Annotated in this window: 18 protein-coding genes; 9 read left to right on the plus strand and 9 right to left on the minus strand. The window is 73.9% G+C overall.

The annotated features are described in order from the left end of the window. Positions 1 to 23: 23 nt before the first annotated feature. The gene (locus ACWF9Z_RS01950; RefSeq protein WP_453596431.1) at positions 24 to 782 is read right to left on the minus strand and encodes a DeoR/GlpR family DNA-binding transcription regulator; all 759 of its coding nucleotides are present in this window, start codon (positions 780 to 782) and stop codon (positions 24 to 26) included. Between the two features lie 49 nt (positions 783 to 831). On the opposite strand from ACWF9Z_RS01950, the gene ACWF9Z_RS01955 reads away from it, so the two are divergent. From ACWF9Z_RS01955 to ACWF9Z_RS01965, 3 genes are all read left to right on the plus strand, one after another. Then, positions 832 to 1,524 (plus strand): NUDIX domain-containing protein, encoded by a 693-nt coding sequence (locus tag ACWF9Z_RS01955; RefSeq protein ID WP_453596432.1) that lies wholly within the window; start codon positions 832 to 834, stop codon positions 1,522 to 1,524. Positions 1,525 to 1,795: 271 nt separating this feature from the next. Continuing rightward, positions 1,796 to 2,005: a hypothetical protein gene (locus ACWF9Z_RS01960; protein WP_453596433.1), complete on the plus strand. Its 210-nt coding sequence runs from the start codon at positions 1,796 to 1,798 to the stop codon at positions 2,003 to 2,005. A gap of 154 nt (positions 2,006 to 2,159) precedes the next feature. Further along, positions 2,160 to 2,783, plus strand: coding sequence for a restriction endonuclease (locus ACWF9Z_RS01965; RefSeq protein WP_453596435.1), 624 nt, complete (start codon positions 2,160 to 2,162; stop codon positions 2,781 to 2,783). Between the two features lie 132 nt (positions 2,784 to 2,915). On the opposite strand, the gene ACWF9Z_RS01970 is transcribed toward ACWF9Z_RS01965, so the two are convergent. Continuing rightward, on the minus strand, positions 2,916 to 4,109 hold the full coding sequence (locus ACWF9Z_RS01970; protein WP_453596437.1) for an enoyl-[acyl-carrier-protein] reductase FabV: 1,194 nt from the start codon (positions 4,107 to 4,109) through the stop codon (positions 2,916 to 2,918). A gap of 213 nt (positions 4,110 to 4,322) precedes the next feature. Between ACWF9Z_RS01970 and ACWF9Z_RS01975 the strand changes: the two genes are divergently transcribed. From ACWF9Z_RS01975 to ACWF9Z_RS01990, 4 genes are all read left to right on the plus strand, one after another. Then, positions 4,323 to 6,098: a diacylglycerol kinase family protein gene (locus tag ACWF9Z_RS01975; RefSeq protein ID WP_453596439.1), complete on the plus strand. Its 1,776-nt coding sequence runs from the start codon at positions 4,323 to 4,325 to the stop codon at positions 6,096 to 6,098. A 205-nt stretch (positions 6,099 to 6,303) separates the two neighbouring features. Continuing rightward, complete coding sequence (locus ACWF9Z_RS01980; protein ID WP_453596441.1) at positions 6,304 to 7,257, plus strand: YihY/virulence factor BrkB family protein; 954 nt, start codon at positions 6,304 to 6,306, stop codon at positions 7,255 to 7,257. Between the two features lie 261 nt (positions 7,258 to 7,518). Then, on the plus strand, positions 7,519 to 8,313 hold the full coding sequence (locus ACWF9Z_RS01985) for a phosphatase PAP2 family protein (protein WP_453596537.1): 795 nt from the start codon (positions 7,519 to 7,521) through the stop codon (positions 8,311 to 8,313). A 193-nt stretch (positions 8,314 to 8,506) separates the two neighbouring features. After that, positions 8,507 to 8,749 carry a protealysin inhibitor emfourin gene (locus ACWF9Z_RS01990; protein ID WP_453596443.1) on the plus strand — a complete coding sequence of 81 codons (243 nt, stop codon included), beginning with the start codon at positions 8,507 to 8,509 and terminating at the stop codon, positions 8,747 to 8,749. 351 nt (positions 8,750 to 9,100) lie between these two features. Here the strand turns inward: ACWF9Z_RS01990 and ACWF9Z_RS01995 are convergent, their stop codons facing one another. Further along, positions 9,101 to 10,168, minus strand: coding sequence for a YihY/virulence factor BrkB family protein (locus ACWF9Z_RS01995; RefSeq protein ID WP_453596445.1), 1,068 nt, complete (start codon positions 10,166 to 10,168; stop codon positions 9,101 to 9,103). Between the two features lie 104 nt (positions 10,169 to 10,272). Then, positions 10,273 to 11,064, minus strand: a complete 792-nt coding sequence (locus tag ACWF9Z_RS02000) for a DUF2785 domain-containing protein (protein ID WP_453596447.1) — start codon at positions 11,062 to 11,064, stop codon at positions 10,273 to 10,275. Positions 11,065 to 11,484: 420 nt separating this feature from the next. Between ACWF9Z_RS02000 and ACWF9Z_RS02005 the strand changes: the two genes are divergently transcribed. Continuing rightward, complete coding sequence (locus ACWF9Z_RS02005) at positions 11,485 to 13,158, plus strand: peptide-N4-asparagine amidase (protein ID WP_453596448.1); 1,674 nt, start codon at positions 11,485 to 11,487, stop codon at positions 13,156 to 13,158. A 79-nt stretch (positions 13,159 to 13,237) separates the two neighbouring features. Here the strand turns inward: ACWF9Z_RS02005 and ACWF9Z_RS02010 are convergent, their stop codons facing one another. The 5 genes from ACWF9Z_RS02010 to ACWF9Z_RS02030 all read right to left on the minus strand — a co-directional run bounded on the left by ACWF9Z_RS02010 (position 13,238) and on the right by ACWF9Z_RS02030 (position 16,673). Continuing rightward, entirely contained in the window at positions 13,238 to 14,383 is a 1,146-nt protein-coding gene (locus ACWF9Z_RS02010; protein ID WP_453596539.1) for an RNA polymerase sigma factor, read from the minus strand. Positions 14,384 to 14,391: 8 nt separating this feature from the next. Then, positions 14,392 to 14,799 (minus strand): YciI family protein, encoded by a 408-nt coding sequence (locus ACWF9Z_RS02015; protein WP_453596450.1) that lies wholly within the window; start codon positions 14,797 to 14,799, stop codon positions 14,392 to 14,394. Positions 14,800 to 14,891: 92 nt separating this feature from the next. Continuing rightward, complete coding sequence (locus tag ACWF9Z_RS02020; RefSeq protein WP_453596452.1) at positions 14,892 to 15,878, minus strand: oxidoreductase; 987 nt, start codon at positions 15,876 to 15,878, stop codon at positions 14,892 to 14,894. 99 nt (positions 15,879 to 15,977) lie between these two features. Then, complete coding sequence (locus tag ACWF9Z_RS02025) at positions 15,978 to 16,163, minus strand: hypothetical protein (protein WP_453596454.1); 186 nt, start codon at positions 16,161 to 16,163, stop codon at positions 15,978 to 15,980. Positions 16,164 to 16,319: 156 nt separating this feature from the next. Continuing rightward, positions 16,320 to 16,673, minus strand: a complete 354-nt coding sequence (locus ACWF9Z_RS02030) for a VOC family protein (RefSeq protein WP_453596455.1) — start codon at positions 16,671 to 16,673, stop codon at positions 16,320 to 16,322. A gap of 197 nt (positions 16,674 to 16,870) precedes the next feature. Between ACWF9Z_RS02030 and ACWF9Z_RS02035 the strand changes: the two genes are divergently transcribed. Further along, positions 16,871 to 17,393 (plus strand): maleylpyruvate isomerase family mycothiol-dependent enzyme (locus tag ACWF9Z_RS02035; protein WP_453596457.1); only part of this gene is annotated, 523 nt, incomplete at its 3' end.

The raw sequence follows: 17,393 nt of genomic DNA on the forward strand, positions 1-17,393 counted from the left end.
CGCCGGCGTGCGGCCCGAAGGCGTCAGTCGGCCGGGAGGATCCGCACGCCGAGCGCCGTGAGGTGCCCGAGCACGGCGCCGCGGGGGTCGGCGTCGGTGATCAGTCCGCTGACCCCCTCCCACGGCAGGACGCGGAACCGTGCGGCCGTGCCGATCTTCTCGGAGGAGGCGAGGACGTAGGTCTCCGCCGCGCGTGCGGCCAGCGCGCGCTTCATCGCCGCCTCCTCCGCGTCGCCGGTGGTCAGTCCCGCCTCGGGATGGACACCGGCGACACCGAGCAGGCAGAGGTCGGCGGAGACGTTCTGGGCGGCCTCGACCGCGACGGCACCGCAGGCGACCGCCGAGTGCTTGAACACGCGGCCGCCGAGCAGGAAGAGCTCCGCCCGCGGATGGTCGAGCAGGGCCGCGGCCACGGTCGGGCTGTGCGTGATCACGGTGCAGGCCAGGTCCTGCGGGAGCGCGCGGGCGACGGCGAGGGCGGTGGTACCCCCGTCCAGGATCAGCGTGGCGCCCGGTCGCACCAGCCCGGCGGCCACCGCGGCGACCTTCCGCTTGCCATCGGTGGCCACGGCCTGGCGGGCGGAGTAGTCCGCCGCGGCCGGCGAGACGGGGAGAGCCCCGCCGTAGACCCGCTGACACAATCCCTCGGCCGCGAGATCGCGCAGGTCACGCCGCACGCTGTCCTCGGAGATCCCCAGCTCGGCGGCGACGTCCTTGGCGACGACCTTGCCCTCGCGGGCGAGCAGCCCCAACAGGTGTTCGCGCCGTTCAGCAGCCAGCATCCGCATTCTCTCCTGTTCTTGCATGTTTCTGCATGTATCGTAGCGCCTCATGACCGACCATCCCACGTTCTCCCGACCCGGCATCGAGACCCCCGACCACCGCGGCCGCACCGGCCTCGACCGCGCCGGCCGCGACCTGGAGCGCAACCCCGGCGTGGTGGTGCGCGACGTCGAGCTCACCTCCCAGGGCTGGCACGTGCTGCGCCGCACCACCTTCGACTACCGGCGCCGCGACGGGCGCTGGATCACCCAGCGGCACGAGACCTACGACCGGGGCAACGGCGCGGTCGTCCTGCCCTATGACACCGGCCGTCGCTGCGTCCTGCTCACCCGCCAGTTCCGCTACCCGGCCTACGTCAACGACCACCCCGACGGCATGCTCATCGAGGCTGCCGCGGGGCTGCTCGACGCGGACGATCCGCAGTCCGCCGTGCGGCGCGAGAGCTCCGAGGAACTCGGTGTCGACCTCGGCCCGCTCACCCACGTCCTCGACGCCTATATGAGCCCCGGCTCGGTCACCGAGCGACTGCACTTCTTCGCCGCCCCCTACACCCCGGCCGACCGGACCGGGGCCGGCGGCGGACTCGAGGAAGACGGCGAGGACATCGAGGTGCTCGAAATCCCCTTCGTCGAAGCCCTCGCCATGATCCGCGACGGACGCATCACGGACGGCAAGACCATCCTGCTCCTGCAATGGGCGGCCCTGGACGGACCGTTCGCCCCCGGGGCGGCCGTCCACTGACCACGGCGCCGGACCGCGCGCACCGTCCCCCGGGGGCCGGCCCGGCCGGCTGCGGTGAGGCAGTGACCTGCGTGCCCGGCGCCCGGCGCGTGCCCGGTCCCGGTCCCGCGAGCGGCACGTACGTCTTCATCTCCTGCGGAATCCGGACAGGAGGTGGGAATGCCGCCATTTCCCACGGATCCGGCCACTGCGGGGTCAGCCTGGGGCTACACAAGAACAAGGGGCGGTCGTCCGCTGCCCCGGTGGACGTTCTGGTGGGGGGCTGGACGCTGTGCTGACGATCAACGTCGCGGTATTGCTGGTGGTCATCGTCGTCCTGCGGCTGCGCCGCCGTACACAGGCCCGCAGCCGGTCCGACGAGAGGATGACCGTGCTCATCGTCCTGGCGCTGGGCATCATCCTCGCTCCGACCGAGGTCGGCCAGGACATCGCCGCCTTCCTGGGGCAGCTCGTCAGCACCGTCTCCCAGGCAGCCCAGTGACCGCGCCGACCGCGGCCTCGTACCGGAACGCTGCTTCCCGTCCGGGGAGGCGTCGTTGAGCGGGCGTCGTCGTCCTGTCCGGCGTCCTGTCCGGCGTCCAGGCCGGCGTCCCGGCCGGCGGCCGCGGCGCCGGAGGAACCCGGGCCTGGAGCAGGTGGTCCTCGTCGCTCTCGCGGCCGTGGTCGTACTGAGCCTGGCGGCCGCCGCGCTGCGGTGGCTGGCCGCACACCCCTGGACCGTGGCCGCCGCCCTCGCGGTGGCGGCCGCGGCCGCCGCGGCCTGGAGGTGGCGGCGCACGGAGGCCGCCCGGCGCGACCAGGTCCGGGCGCACGGTCTGCGGTACGCGCTCGGACACCTCGACGGCCTGCACCACCGGGACTTCGAGTTCGCGGTGCGGGACCTGATGCGCCGCGACGGCTGCGCCGACGCACGGCAGGTCGGCGGGCGCGGCGACAACGGGGCCGACGTCAAAGCCACCGACCCCTACGGGCGCCGGTGGGTCATCCAGTGCAAGCACCGGAAGGCCGGCTGGTCGGGCAAGCCCGTCGGCACGCCCGACCTCCACGTTCTCAACGGCACCGGCAGGCAGGTCCACCACGGCGATGTCCTGGTCATGCTCACCAACGGCCGCATCACCGACAACGGGGCCCGGTTCGCGCAGTCCCAGCGCCTCCACCTGGTCGACCGCCGCCTCCTCGCCGAGTGGGCCGCCGGATCCCGCCCCCTGTGGGACCTCCTGCACGCCCTCCCTCCGACGGGCCGGCAGGCCGGCCCCTGAGCGCTTCGGGGACGGCAGCGGAAAGCGGCGGTCGTCCGCCCTCCGGCCTCACGCCTCTGATCTGAGGGCATCGTCGAACGGTCACCCGCGGCGCGGTGGCGACGACGGGGGAGCGGGACACGGGGGAGCGGGTCACGGGGAAGCGGGCCACGGGACCGTGGTCTCGGCTGCGCCCGCGTAGTCGACGCCGGGCACGTCCCAGCCGTACAGCCGGCCGACCTGGTCGCGGAACCAGCCGGTGTCCGCGCTGGCGGCAAGGGTGTCGGCGTCGACCCGGTCCCACGCGGCGCGGACGGCCGTCTGGACCCCGGGATCCATCTCCCAGTCGTCCAGCCGGACGCGGCCCCGGTCGTCCAGGCCGAGGGCGGCGTCACCGACGAGCCGGGACCACAGGTCCGCTGCCTGGTCGACGGTGCCCCGCCATCCTTCACCGGTGACCCGGTGAAGGATGCTGGTGTAGAGCGCGATGCTCGGAATGGCGGTGGAGGCCTGGGTGACGGCCGCGCCCGCGACGACGGTGTAGGCGTGACCCGTGCCCCGCAGCCGTGAGTCGAGGGTGCGGGCGGTGTCCTCCAGGTGCTGCTTCGCGGCGCCGATGGTCCCGGCCCGGTAGACGGGGGCGGTGATGTCGGATCCGACGTACGAGAGGGCGACGGTCCGGAAACCGTCGGCGAGCAGGTCCTCGGACCGCAGGGCGTCGATCCACCTCTGCCAGTCGGCTCCGCCCATGACCCGCACGGTCGCGTCGCGCTCGGCCTCGTCCGCCGCCCGCAGGTGCAAGGCGCCGATCTGCGGGACGCCGTCCTCGAACACCAGGGTCTTGGCCCGGTAGTCGGTGCCGAGCGGCTTGATGACGGAGTGGTGGACCTCGCCCGTCGACGGGTCCGTGCGACGCGGGGCCGCGACGCTGTAGATGAGCAGGTCGACCTTGCCGAAGCGGGCGGCCAGGTGGCCCAGGGCCTCCTTCTTGACGCCGTCGGAGAAGGCGTCGCCGTTGAGGAAGGTGAAGTCGGCGCCGGCCTCGGCGGCGAGTTCGGCGGTCCGCGCGGTGCGGTACCAGCCCGCGCCGGCGGTGCGGCGCTCGGTCCCGGCGGCCTCGAAGGCGATGCCGAGTCCGCGCATCCGGTGGGCGCGCAGGCCGACCAGGGTCGCGGCCAGTCCGTAGCCGGCGCTCGAGCCGATGACGAGGGCGACCGGGCCGGGCCGGTCACCGGAAGGGTCCGGCGCCTGCCGCCACATGCGGTCGACCACCGCTGCGCAGCCCGTCGGATGACTGTTGACGTAGAGGTAGCCGCGGTTGCCGGGCTTGATCTCGCGGAGGCTCACTCGTGGGTCCTTCGATGGTGTCCGTGCCCCGGATCTCACCCCGTACGGGCCTTGTTCACATCCTCGGTGCGCACGGCCCGGACCACTGATGGTGATCTTCGCCAGAAGTGGGCGCGGATTCTTGTCGGTGTCCCATCCGTTCGTGTCGCACCGGCGGCGCGGCCGGTACCGGCCGCCGCGCATCATCCGGCCGTGACGGGCTAGAAGGCCCTCATGAAGCGACGTCGCGGTTCTACGGTGCGCGGTGCCTGGCCGCTCCTGCTCCTGCCCGTCCAGGCGGCCCTGATGGTCGGCCTGGGACGGCTGGTCACCGGGCCGGCCGCCCGGCACCGGCCGCTGTCGGCGGAAGACTCGGCCAACCGGAACCTGCTGGAGCGCCGGGGTGAAGTCGGCGACGCGGTCTCCGAGTTGTTCTCCGTGCTCGCCGGTACGCAGGCGGTCATCGGCGTGACCCTGGTGTGCGTCCTCGCCCTGCTCGTACTTCCCCGCGTCCCGCACCGGACCGAGGCGCTGTTCCTCGGCGTCTCGGTCGCCGCGCAGTCGGCGGTGTTCCTGTGCGTGACGTCCTTCGTGGACCGTCCGCGTCCCGCGGTTCCCCACCTGGACGCAGCGCCGCCGACGTCGAGCTTCCCCTCCGGGCACGTCGGGGCCTCCCTCGCGCTCTACGGGGGACTGGCCGTCATCGCCGCGCTGCGCATGCGCGGTCCTTGGCGCTACGCCGTGACCGGCTCCCTGCTGCTGATCGCGCCGGCCGTCGCGCTGTCGCGGATGTACCGGGGCATGCACTACCCCAGCGACGTGGCCGGCGGCCTGCTCAACGGCGCGGTGACCCTGCTGATCACGGGGCTCGCGCTGCTGTACGGGAGGCGGTCCGCTCCGCAACCCGCCCCCGCGGAACGCCCCGGCCCGGCGGCGCCCGCCTCCCGCACCGGCCGTCCGGTCGTGGTCGTGCGCCACCCCCACGGATGCTCCGACGAACTCGCCGCCCGGCTGGGCGCCGTGCTCCTGCGCCACGGCCACCGGGACCCGCGGTGGATCCTGACCTCCGCCGAGCGCCCCGGCGGCGCCCTGGCCGAGGAGCTCGCCACCGTCCGCCCCGCCCTCGTGGTGGTCTGCGGAGGCGACGGAACCCTGCGCGCCTGCGCGGACGTCCTCGCCGGCACACGGACCCCGCTGGCCGTGGTGCCCTGCGGCACCGGCAACCTCCTCGCCCGGAACCTGGGCCTCCCGATGGACCCGGTCACCGCCCTGGACGAGTCCCTGTCCGGCGACAGCTACGGGATCGACGTCGGCCGGGTCCGGGGCGACGGCCTCGCGCCGACGCGGTTCACCGTCATGGCGGGCGCCGGCTTCGACGCCGCGATGGTCCGGGACACCTCCCCGCGGCTCAAGTCACGGATGGGGTGGGCCGCGTACGTCCTGTCGGCCCTGCGGCACCTGAACGATCCCCACGTGCAGCTGACGATCCGCGTCGACGGGGGCCGTCGTCGGCGGCGCCGGGCCCGCATGGTCGTCATCGGCAACGTCGGCACCCTCCAGGGCGGTCTGCCCCTCCTGCCGACGGCGCGGCCGGACAGCGGACACCTGGACGTGGTGCTGTTCGACCCGCGGGGCGCCGCGGGATGGCTCACCGCGGCCGGGCACCTGGCGTCCCGCCTCCTGCACCGCCGCGCGCCGTCACCGGCCGGACCGGGGGCCTCGGCCGGGGCGGCAACCGGGGCCGGGACCTCGGCCGGGCACAGCGAAGCCGGGGGCACGCTGGAGTACTTCAGCGCCACGCGGATCGACGTCCGCTGTGCCGCACCGCAGCCGCGCGAGCTCGACGGTGACGCCGTGAGCGACGGACTGCACCTCACCGCGGAGATCGAACCGGGCGCGCTGCGGGTGTACCTGCCCCGAGCGCCCGGGGCGCCGGCCGCCCCGCGGGTGGCCGGCGCGGCCGCCGGTCGCGCCGCGCACCTCCCGGCGGCAACCGGCCCGCGGTCCTGAGGACCGCCCCCGGGCGGCCCGCTACGGCCCCGTCCCGGCACGGCCTCGGCCCCCCCCAACGGCCTCGGCCCCCACGGCCCCCCCGCCCGGCAGGGCTCCCGCCCCGCAGGGCTTCCGGGCCGTCGGGTGACGACGGGTTTCGCGCGTTCCGAGGACTCCGGGCGCGCCGCACGATGCGTAGGCTCCACGAGAAGGCAGGAAGACGATGGGCACCGCGCGACGAGTACCGCAACGCCACGACGTCCGCGGCGAGGAACTGTCCGCCGACGAGGCATGGACCGCACTGCGCCGCTACGGCGGCTGGAGCCTCGCGCGCGACTCCTTCGTGCGCTTCCGCTACGCCGACGGCTTCAGCCACGCCCGCGCGCTCGCCCTGCAGACGGTCCTGTCCATCGTCCCGCTGGCCATCGCCGCCGTCGGCCTGTCCGGGGTCCTGCACACCGAGGACGTGGGCCGCGTGGCCGAGCTCACCATCCGCGGGCTCACCAGCGGCCCCGGCCAGGCCGTCGTGGACGACGCGCTCACCGAGAGCAGACGCCACGCCGGCGAAGGCGGCCAGGCCGCGCTCTGGCTGGGCCTGCTCTTTTCCGTCGTCAACGTCACCACGGCCCTCTGTCAGGTCGAGCGGGGCGCCAACCGGATCTACGGCAACGAGCGGGACCGGCCCTTCCTCGCCAAGTACACCCGGGGTCTGGTGATGTCGGCCCTCGCGGGGGTGCCGCTGGGGCTCAGCTTCACCCTCACCGTGCTCGGCACCCACCTGACCCGGGCGCTGGCCGAGGTGTACGGGCTCTCACCCGCCACCGTGCGGGCCTGGGAACTCCTGCGCTGGCCCGTCGGCATCCTGCTCGCCGTCCTCGCCGCCAGCGCGATCTTCCGCCGGTCCCCGCGCCGGCGCCAGCCCGGCTACACCTGGCTGGCCTTCGGCGCGGTCGTCTACCTGCTGCTGTGGAACCTGGCGACCTGGGGGCTGAGCCTGTACATCGGCGAGAGCAGTTCGTTCACCAGCGTCTACGGGCCCCTCAGCGCGATCGTGTCGTTGCTGCTCTGGTCCTACCTCACCTCGATGGCACTCTTCCTCGGGCTGTCCTTCGCCGCGCAACTGGAGGCCGTACGGGCGGGGGTGACGGAGCCGGTCATGAACGACCCCGGGGTATGACCGCCCCGGCCCCGTTGCCCACCGCACAGAGAGGGAGCCGCCACCATGGCACGGCGCACGGAACGTTTTCGAGCACGTCCGGCAGACCCGGCAGACCCGGCAGACCCGGCAGACCCGGCAGACCCGGCAGAACTGGCAGATCTGACAGGTCCGGGAGATCCGGCAGAACAGGCAGGTCCGGGAGGCCAAGGGGATCCGCGAGGTCCGCACGCTCCGCGACGGCAGCGCGGGCCGGGAGGGCCACGACGTCCGCTCCGGAGCCTGCTGGTGCGGCACGCCGGACCCGACGCGACCTTCGGCGTGAGGCTGGTGCTCGCCGCGGCCGCGACGGCCGGGGCCTCCGTGCCCTTCGCGCTCGCCCTGGTGCTGGTGGAGTCCCAGTGGCCTCCGCTGCACCGGCTGGACCAGGACTCGGCCGAACGCCTCCACAGCACCGCGCTCGCCCACCCGGGCTGGGTGCGCTTCCTCGAGGTCCTCTCGGACCTCGTCTGGGATCCGGTGACCATGCGGCTCCTGGTGGCCCTGGTCGTGGCCTGGCTGGTGAGCCGTCGTGCCTGGCGGCTGGCGGCCTGGGCCTGCGCCACGGCGGTCGCGGGCGGCCTGATCGGGTTCCTGGCCAAGAGCGCGGTCGAGCGGGCCCGGCCCCACCTTCCGGACCCCGTCGCCCACGCGCCGGGCTTCTCCTTCCCCTCCGGCCACGCGATGACGGCCACCACCTCGTGCGCCGTCCTGCTGCTGGTCCTGCTGCCCGTGGTCCCGAGGGCGTGGCGCCCGCTGCCCTGGGTGCTCGCGCTGGTCACGGTGGCGGGCGTCGGCTACACGCGCGTCGCGCTGGGGGTCCACTGGGTCAGCGACGTCGTGGGCGGCTGGCTCCTGGGGCTCGCGGTGGTCGCCGCGACGACGCTGGCCTTCGAGGCCTGGCGGGCCGACACCGGACGACGCCGCACGGCGATGACCGAGGGCCTGGAACCTGAGCTCACCGCCCCCGGGCCCGAAGCGCCTCCGGCCGGCCCCGCGGACGCGGCCGAGTCGCGGACGCGCGGACCCGTCGGCTGAGCCGGGGCAGCCTACGCATGTCGGCCAGGCACGGATGAAATCGAGCCGTTGGCATCGCTTCCGGTGTCCGCCGGGAGAGGACCGCCGGATCAGGGGCAGGCGCGTTCGGGGCCTCGCGGGGCGCTGCCGTGACCGAAGGGCGTCGGCGCGCGGTCCCACCGAGACGAGATCCGACTTCCGAAGGAGAACGGCCATGCTGATCACCGTCAGTCGCTCGGGGGGCTTCACCGGTGTGGACAAGGTGCGGAAGGTCGACACCTCCGCCCGGCGGGACGCCGCGGAATGGGAAGGCCTCGCACGCCGCGTCCTGCCATCGGTGGCGGACGGCTTCCAGTACCGGATCACCGTCGACGACCAGGTGCTCGACCTCGCCGAGTCGGGCCTGACCGGTGACCAGCGGGAACTGATCCGTGCCGTCCTCGGCGAAGAAGCCTGATCCGGGCCCCCGCCGGCGCGAGGAGCGGCCCGGACAAAAATTAATCCGCTCCAGACTGTTTGGGGCGCCGGAGACAGGTCATACGAGTGGACACGGGAGTCCGCGGCGGTGAGCGGCGCGGGATCCCGGTGGGCCCGCGTCGCGTGGTGGCATCTCCCCCCCCCGCCGCCACGCGACCGGGGCCCGGTCCGCACGATGTGACCCTCCCCCCGGTTCACGGACCAGCACGGGCCCGGACCAGCCGAGACGGCTGATCCGGGCCCGTGGTGTTGCACGGACGTGTTCCCGGCGTCGGGGAGGCATGCGCGGAGGGCCCGGAGGACCGGGCCGTCCGCGGCTCGTGCCCGGCGGTCAGACCTCACGCATGCGGCGCCGTTCCGCGCTGTTCCAGGCGCGGGTGTCGCGGGGCTCGACGTAGGGCTCCTCGTCCTTGGGCAGCCCCCCGGCGATCGCGCGCTGGCGGGCCAGCTCCGCGTCGAACTCCAGCCCGAGGAGGACGGCGAGGTTGGTGATCCACAGCCACACCAGGAAGACGATGACACCCGCGACGGTTCCGTACGTCTTGTCGTAGGAGGCGAAGTGCGCGACGTAGAAGGCGAAGCCGGCCGAGGCGACCGTCCAGATCCCCAGGGCGAGGAAGCTGCCGGGGGTCACCCAGGCGAATCCACGGCCCTTGGCGTTGGGCGCGGCCCAGTACAGGAGCGCGATCATGATCGTGACGAGGAGGACGAGGACCGGCCATTTGGCGATCGACCACACGGTCAGCGCACTGTCGCCGATGCCCAGGGCGCTCCCCGCGCGCCGTGCCAGGCCACCGGTGAAGACCACGATCAGCGCGCTCGCACAGCAGAGGACCACCAGCGTCACGGTGAGCGCCAGTCGCAGGGGCAGCACCTTCCACACGGGCCGGCCCTCGGGGATGTCGTAGACGACGTTCGCGGCGCGGATGAACGCGGCGATGTAGCCGGAGGCGGACCACAGGGCGATGAGCAGGCCGGCGACCGCCAGCAGCGATCCCGTGCCGCTGTGACCCTGCAGCTGCTCGACCGCGTCGCTGATCACGTTCTGGGCCGAGCCGGGCGCCAGCGTCCGCAGGTTGTCCAGTACCGTCGCGGTCGCCGACTCGCCGGCCATCCCGAGCAGGGACACGAGGACCAGGAGGGCGGGGAAGAGCGCCAGCACCCCGTAGTAGGTCAGTGCCGCGGCCCGGTCGCTCAGCTCGTCGTTCGTGAACTCCTTGACCGTCCCGCGCAGTACGTCCCACCACGACCGCCCGGGCAGCGCGGACGGCCGATCGGGAGCACGCTCCTCGATCGCCTCGATCTCCCCGAGGCCCTCGGCCGGCCCGGGGCCGTCGCCCTCGGGGTCGCCCGTACGTTCGTGTCCGCCGTCGCGGTCCTTCTTCGGGATGCGTGTCATGCCCTGCGGATTGCCCCATCGGCGGGACTCATGTCAGCGGGGGACGACGGACTCCGGCCGGCTCTCGCGCCCGGCCCGGCCGGCCGGCCCCCCGCCTCGCGTCGTCACCGCTTGACGATCAGGTCGAGGACCGCGGCGAGGCGGGCCTTGACCGCCTCGTGGTGGTGCAGGGGCCGGGGCGCCGACGCGGGGTCCGGCCGCACGCCCCGGTCCGCGAAGACGTAGAGCATGCGCAGCGTGCGCAGGCAATTGGTGAGGTGTGCGGGGACCGGGGTGCTGATGCGATCGGCTCCGAAGCAGGTGCCGATCGGGTCCAGCCAGGCCGTCGCGTCGTCCTCGCTCATGTCGGAACGGGTGAGGACGTTCGCGACCGCCCTGGCCAGACGGTCGTCCTCCAGCTGATCGAACACGTGCTCGGTGGGTGTCGTCAGCCGTGCGGCGGCGAGGTCCAGCATGCGTACCGGTGCCACCTCGGGGTGAGACCCGAAGGCGCTCAGCAGGTCCGCGCCGTGCGCCACCGCGTGGAGCCAGCCGAGCTTCTCGTCGAGGCCGCGCAGATCCTTCTCCGCCGGGTACCACCGCTCGAAGGCGTCCACCCATTCCGCCTTGAGATCCCCCTTGCTCACGATCATCTCGAGGACGAGCGGGGCGAACGTGCGGGCCTGGACCTCCTCGTCGAGGAGGCGGGCGGTCATCTCGTCGCCGAGCGCCAGCCGTCGGGGTGCGTCGATCACCCCGCGTTCTATCCAGGTCGACAGGACGGAGTAGGCCGCCCCGTCCCGGATCAGCGGATCGGGATCCGCCAGGGCTCGGGAGAGCCCTCGTACCAGTTCTTCCATGGGGTGGTCTGCGGGCACGGCGCAGTCGGCGTCTTCGATGCTGTTCCAGTCGATCATGAGGGTCACAGTAAGGCCGAACCGCCTTGCCACGCCGGGAGTTATGGCCGGCCGGGACGAGGAGCGCCGACGACGCCCTGGATCCGGCCCGCGTCCCCTTCCACCGCCCGGCCCTCCCGCACCACCTCCAACAGCGTTTCCGCCACGGCGCCCATCCGGCGCTTGCGGAGATCCACGCCTCCAGGACGTCCGCCCGTACCAACCGTGCCCGCGCGTGACCCTTCGGAGACCGCGGAGCCCACATCACGAGGGTGTCGTCCCCGTACGAGTCCTCTCCCGCGCTCCAGGCCGCGTAGCCCACGACGAGGGCGCACGGGCCCGGACCCGTGCACGGGCCAGGGCCCGGCGGCGGCCGGATCCGGCCAGGGCGGGCGCACTGCCCTGGCGCCCCCGCACCGGGCCCCGTTTCACTGCGGGCCCATGAGACGACACAGGATCATGGGCGTGCTCGGCGCGCTGACCCTCGCGGCGGCCACCCTCGCCGCCGCGGGCCCGGCAGCGGCGGCCGGACCCGGCGGCGCACCCGCTCCGGCCGCCCCCGCAGCGGTTCTCCCCGGCACGCAGCCGCCGCCCACGGAGTTCGGGACGGACTGGCACGACCCCCTCACCCCCGCACCACCCGTGGCTCATCCCGGGACCAAGTCGTGCCAAGTGACCCTCGCCGAGGTGCAGTTCCGCGACTTCACTCCCTACCGGGGCAGCTACGCGCCGCCCACCGGCTGCGGCACCTCCGACTGGGCGACGGTGGTGCTCCGCCTCGACGGCAAGGTCAAGGGCCGCCAGTTCGACCGCCTCGGCCACCTCTCCGTCGGCGGCGTGGAGATCTTCCACACCTCCACCCCCGAGCCCTCGCCGGACGGCATCGCCTGGTCCGTCGAGAAGGACGTCACCCACTACCGCGACACCCTCAGCCGCCCTCAGCCCGTCGAGATGCTCATCGGCAACGTCGTCGACGACACCTACACCGGCGTCATCGACGTCAAGGTCACCCTGACCTTCTACGCGGCCCAGGGCCGTCCCGATCACGGCCCCGGCCGCACACCGGACCGCGTCCTCGCGCTCACCACCCCGGCCGTCACCCTTCCGCGCAACACCGAGCGGCTCCTCGCCGAGGTCTACGCCACGGGCTCCGGCGGCGGCTGTGAGGAGTTCTGGTACCTGACCACCCCAGACCAGGCTCCCTACTCCTGCAAGGCCGCCGAGGGCCCGTACCGGGAGGTCCGGATCTCCGTCGACGGCCGGCTCGCCGGCATCGCCGCACCCTTCCCCCACGTCTGGACCGGCGGCTGGTCCAACCCCTTCCTGTGGTACGTCACCCCCGGCCCCCGCGCCTTCGACGTCCAGCCGGTCCGCTACGACCTCACCCCGTACGCCGCCCTCCTCAACGACGGCCGCCCGCACCGCATCGAGGTCACCGTCGCCGGAGTGCCGGCCGGACAGACGGGCTGGAGCACCCCGGCCAATCTGCTGCTCTGGCAGGACACCGCCCGCGCGGTCGTCACGGGCGCCCTCACGCGCGAGGAACAGAGCGATCCGGCCAACTCCGTACGCTGGACGCCCGCCGAACCCGGCGCCGAGCACCGCCTGGACACCGAGGGCGGCCACCGGCTGACCGTCGCCGGATACCTGGACACCTCGCACGGCCGCATCACCACGACCGTCGCCCGCACCGTGCACCACACCTCCGTCCACCGCTGGACCGAGGGCGAGGACCGGGACGGGCTGACCGCCACCTGGACCGACGAGGAGAGCGTCACGCGCGGGGCGACCACCACGCGTACCAGCCGCACGTACACCATGGACGGTGAGACCACCCTCGGCACCGGCGACCGGCTCCGTACCGTCATCGCGCTCGGCGACCGCGCGGACACCGTCACCCTGCGCGGCGGCCGGGAGGCCGAACGGTCCCGGACCGACGACCAGTACACGGGCGACGCGAGCTACACGGCGAACGTCCCGCGCGACCAGCGGCACGCGGTCGCCACCACCTCCGCCCGCCACCGGCAGTACGGGACCGGGGCGCGGGGCGGATGCTACGACCGCACGGTGGAAACCGCGCAGGGCACCGTCACGCAGGACAGCCGCCGCTGCTGAGACCTGCCGCGGCACGACGGGCGTGCGCCGTCGCGCCGCAGGCGGGGGGCGGGGGCGCCCGCCGGCCGCGGGGCCCCCGTCAACGGCCCCCGCGGGCGTTGAGCCGGGCGGCCTGGCGCGTCAGGTGGTCGCGCTCGGCGAGGTTCGGCGCCTTGCGCGCCGCCTCGGCGTACAACCGCGCCGCCGTCGCCAGGTCGCCGTCGCGCTCGTGGAGGTACGCCGCCACCGCGGTGTGACGGGGCAGGGCCTCGTCCAGCACCGCGAGCTCCGCGAGGCCGGCGCGCGGTCCGTCGGCCTCCCCGACGGCCACCGCGCGGTTGAGCCGGACGACCGGGCTGCCGGTCAGGCGCGTGAGTTCGTCGTACCACTCGACGATCTGCACCCAGTCGGTCTCCCCGGCGGTCGGGGCGTCGGCGTGGAGGGCCGCGATGGCCGCCTGGGCCTGGAACTCGCCCAGGCGGTCGCGGGCGAGCGCCGTCTGCAGGATCACGACGCCCTCGGCGATCGCCGCGGTGTCCCAGCGGCCGCGGTCCTGCTCGGCGAGCGGCACCAGGCTGCCGTCGGGCGCGGTCCGGGCGGCACGCCGGGCGTGGTGGAGCAGCATGAGGGCGAGCAGCCCCGCCACCTCGGGGTGGTCGATGGCGGCCGCGAGCTGCCGGGTGAGCCGGATGGCCTCGGCGGCGAGGTCGACGTCGCCGGAGTAGCCCTCGTTGAAGACCAGGTAGAGGACGCGCAGTACGGTGGCGACGTCGCCGGGCTGCTCGAACCGCACGCCCGCGACGGTGCGCTTGGCCCGGCTGATGCGCTGCGCCATGGTCGCCTCGGGAACCAGGTAGGCCCGGGCGATCTGCCGGGTGGTCAGCCCGCCTACGGCACGCAGCGTGAGCGCGACCGCGGACGACGGCGTCAGCGACGGGTGGGCGCACAGGAAGTACAGCTGGAGCGTGTCGTCCACCGCGGGCGCGGGACCGGGCGCCGGCTCCTCGTCGACGAGGTCCTCGCGCCGGCGGCGGGCGGAGTCCGCCCGGGTCGCGTCGAGGAACCGGCGCCAGGCCACGGTGATCAGCCAGCCCTTCGGATCCCGCGGGGGGTCCGAGGGCCAGACGCGGACCGCCTCGACCAGCGCGTCCTGTACGGCGTCCTCGGCCGCCGCGAACTCGGCTCCGCGGCGGACGAGAACGGCGAGCACGCTCGGCGTGAGGCTCCGGAGCAGGACCTCGTCCACCTCCGCGCTCACTGCGTGATGGTGGGCGGCGCGGCCATGAACGGGCGTACCTCGAGCCACTCGTGGATCGGCTTCCCGCCCGCGCCGGGGGCGGCCGACAGCTCTCCGGCCAGCTCGACGGCGCGCTCGTAACTGTCGACGTCGATCACCATCCACCCGGCGATGAGGTCCTTGGTCTCGGCGAACGGACCGTCGGTGACCGGCGGCCGCCCCTCGCCGTCGTACCGGACCCAGGTCCCCTCGGGAGCGAGCCCCTGGGCGTCGACGAACTCGCCGGTCCCCTCGAGCCGGGCCGCGAACTCGTGCATGAACCGCACGTGGTCCGAGATCTCCTGCGGGGTCCACCGGTCCATGGAGACGTCGTTGACGGCGGCCGGGGCGCCGCGGTAGTGCTTGAGCAGCAGGTACTTGGCCATGACGCTTCTCCTCGGTACGGGTGCGACCCATTCTGGCCGCTCTCACAGCGGGGACGGAGCAGGCCACGGCTTCTCGACATACCGCGGGCCCCTCACCTCAAGGCGTTCAGGAGCTCGCGTTCGCGCGCGCCGCTCAGGCCGGCCCGGCGGGGCCGGTCCAGGCCCTCCTCCCGCTCCCAGCGCAGGGTGTCCGCCAGCATCTCGGCCCGGGGCCGGTGCCGCAGCCCGGCCGCGGCGGCCGCGGCGCCGTTGCGGGCGCTGAAGCCGGTCCATCGCGGATCGGCCACCCACATCGCGAGCGACTCCGGGCCCATGAACTCACCCACGTTCCGACGCAGCAGCCAGTCGGCGTCGGCTTCCACCACCGCCCCGGTGTGCCCGCCGATCTCCCGCGACAGCCCGACCCACTCCCCGAAGGGCACGACCGGGCCGACCGCGTCGTACGTGCCGGTCGTCCCCTTCTCCGCACAGTCGAGCAGCCACGCCGCGAGGTCCCGCGCGTCGACCGCCTGCGTGAGAACGCCGGAGGAGGCCGGCACCAGCAGCGGAGCCAGCGGCTCGCGAGCCGCGCGTCCGACCCAGTAGCCGGTGCGGCCGCTGTGGTCGCCGGGGCCGCCGATCAGTCCTGCCCGCGCGATGAGGAGCCGGTCGCCCACCGCCGCCACCGAGGCCTCCTCACAGGCGACCTTGGCCTCCCCGTACTCCTCGCGGCCGGCCTCGTCCCGCGCGTTCGCCGGGAGCAGTGGCGCGGACTCGTCCGCGTCCAGCCGCGCGTGCGAGGCGTACGCGCTGACCGACGACACGTACGACCAGTGCCCGGCGCGGGCGCCGAGCGCCGCCAGCGCCCCCCGGACGAAGCCCGGTTGCCACGACACCTCGACCACCGCGTCCCAGTCCCGGCCCGCCAGGCTCTCGTATGCCGACGGGTCGCGCCTGTCCGCGGCTACGTGCGCCGCGCCCTCCGCCACCTCGCCGCTCTCCCCGCGCGCCAGGCACGTCACCCGATGGCCGCGTTCCACCGCCTGTCGCGCGACCTCGCGGCCCAGCCACGCCGTTCCGCCCAGAATCAAGATGTCCATCGGCCCACTCCAGCACGGACTCCAGGTCCGCGGGCCCCGCTTCGCCGAGAGCGGAGCGTCCGTGCCGGGTGCGCGGGGCCGCCGGAAACCGCGATCGGATCAGTCGCCGGAGTCCGACGACGAACTCCGTCGCGAGCGCTGCGAACGGCGCACCAGCTCGCCCGCCACGAGGATGCAGGAGGCCACGGCACGCGCCCAGCGCGGACCGCCGCGATCCGCCCACACCACGCAGACGCACCCTCCGACGACGAACAGGAGAACACCGGACAACACGAGCAGGGTCATGCTCATCCCCCTTCACTGGAACGGTGACGCGGGCCGGATGCGCCCGTGTGCCAGGACGGCTCCGACGCCGGCACGTGACCGGTGATCGACGGGAAACCCCGTCCTGCCCTCCGTCCCGTGTCCCGGAGTGTAGGCCAGGCAGGTGTGCGGGTACGGTCAGGCGGGCTGCCACAGCTCGATCCGATGGCCCTCGGGGTCGGTGACCCAGCCGAAGCGACCGACGCCCTCCATGTCCTGCGTCTCGTCGGCCACGTCCGCTCCCTTGGCGCGCAGTTGCGCGAGCATCGCGTCCAGGTCGCGGACCCGGAAGTTGAGCATGGCCTGCTGCGTGCGGGACCCGAAGTAGTCGGTCTCGGACTCGAACGCCGCGAACACCGTCGGCCCGGCTTCCTGACGCCACAGGCCGTTCTCATCGGCGTCCAGGCCCAGGCAATCGCGGTACCACGCGCCCAGGGCCTCCGGATCGCCGGCACGCAGGAAGTACCCACCGATTCCCAGCACACGTTCCATGCCGTCATCCTGCCAGGACCGGGTTCCGGCGTCTCCACCACCGCACCGGTCCGAGGTGCTCCGGGACGGCGCGGCGGGCCGCGAGTTGACATCCCCGTCGGTGGGGAATTAGCTTCGAATTACTTAAGGACCTCAATCATATAGGGTCTCAAGCATGCCCGGACCCGGGGCAGCGCCATCAGAGGAAGGGCACAGCCATGAACCCCGCCCAGCACGGAGCGGCCGTCGCGGCCGAGGCCGCCGCATTCGTCTCCGTGGTCAGGGGAGCCGACCTCTCCACCGCGGTGCCGACCTGCCCCGGCTGGACCCTCGGGGACCTCACGCGGCACGTCGGCAGCGTGCACCGCTGGTTCACCGAGCTGCTCCGTCAGCGTGTCCAGCAGCCCCCGACCAGCCGTGAGGTGGACCTGCGCCTGCCGGAGCATCCCGACGACTTCCCGGACTGGCTCGCCGAGAGCGCGGCGGAGGCCGCGGCGGTGTTCGACGCGACCGACCTCGACGCACCCATGTGGGCCTGGGGCGTCGACCAGCACGCCCGGTTCTGGGTCCGGCGCATGCTCTTCGAGACCCTCGTCCACCGGGTCGACGCCCAACTCGCGCTCGGGCTCTCACCGAAGAGGGGGCCCCCCCCCGCGGGGGCCCGCCGCGGCGGCGTACGCCACCCACTGCCCGTGGGCGCGGCCATAGCACCGCGCCGCCGCCCACAGCCCCGCCCCCGCC

The sequence above is a fragment of the Streptomyces sp. NPDC054961 genome, from assembly GCF_053609145.1.

Bases quoted from the DNA above. Each gene is read 5' to 3' on its own strand.
- ACWF9Z_RS02030 (WP_453596455.1), bottom strand. From the start codon at position 16,673: ATGGAACGTGTGCTGGGAATCGGTGGGTACTTCCTGCGTGCCGGCGAT.
- ACWF9Z_RS02005 (WP_453596448.1), top strand. From the start codon at position 11,485: ATGAGACGACACAGGATCATGGGCGTGCTCGGCGCGCTGACCCTCGCG.
- ACWF9Z_RS01980 (WP_453596441.1), top strand. From the start codon at position 6,304: ATGGGCACCGCGCGACGAGTACCGCAACGCCACGACGTCCGCGGCGAG.
- ACWF9Z_RS02025 (WP_453596454.1), bottom strand. From the start codon at position 16,163: ATGACCCTGCTCGTGTTGTCCGGTGTTCTCCTGTTCGTCGTCGGAGGG.
- ACWF9Z_RS02015 (WP_453596450.1), bottom strand. From the start codon at position 14,799: ATGGCCAAGTACCTGCTGCTCAAGCACTACCGCGGCGCCCCGGCCGCC.
- ACWF9Z_RS01995 (WP_453596445.1), bottom strand. From the start codon at position 10,168: ATGACACGCATCCCGAAGAAGGACCGCGACGGCGGACACGAACGTACG.
- ACWF9Z_RS01950 (WP_453596431.1), bottom strand. From the start codon at position 782: ATGCTGGCTGCTGAACGGCGCGAACACCTGTTGGGGCTGCTCGCCCGC.
- ACWF9Z_RS01975 (WP_453596439.1), top strand. From the start codon at position 4,323: ATGAAGCGACGTCGCGGTTCTACGGTGCGCGGTGCCTGGCCGCTCCTG.
- ACWF9Z_RS02020 (WP_453596452.1), bottom strand. From the start codon at position 15,878: ATGGACATCTTGATTCTGGGCGGAACGGCGTGGCTGGGCCGCGAGGTC.
- ACWF9Z_RS01990 (WP_453596443.1), top strand. From the start codon at position 8,507: ATGCTGATCACCGTCAGTCGCTCGGGGGGCTTCACCGGTGTGGACAAG.
- ACWF9Z_RS02000 (WP_453596447.1), bottom strand. From the start codon at position 11,064: ATGATCGACTGGAACAGCATCGAAGACGCCGACTGCGCCGTGCCCGCA.
- ACWF9Z_RS01955 (WP_453596432.1), top strand. From the start codon at position 832: ATGACCGACCATCCCACGTTCTCCCGACCCGGCATCGAGACCCCCGAC.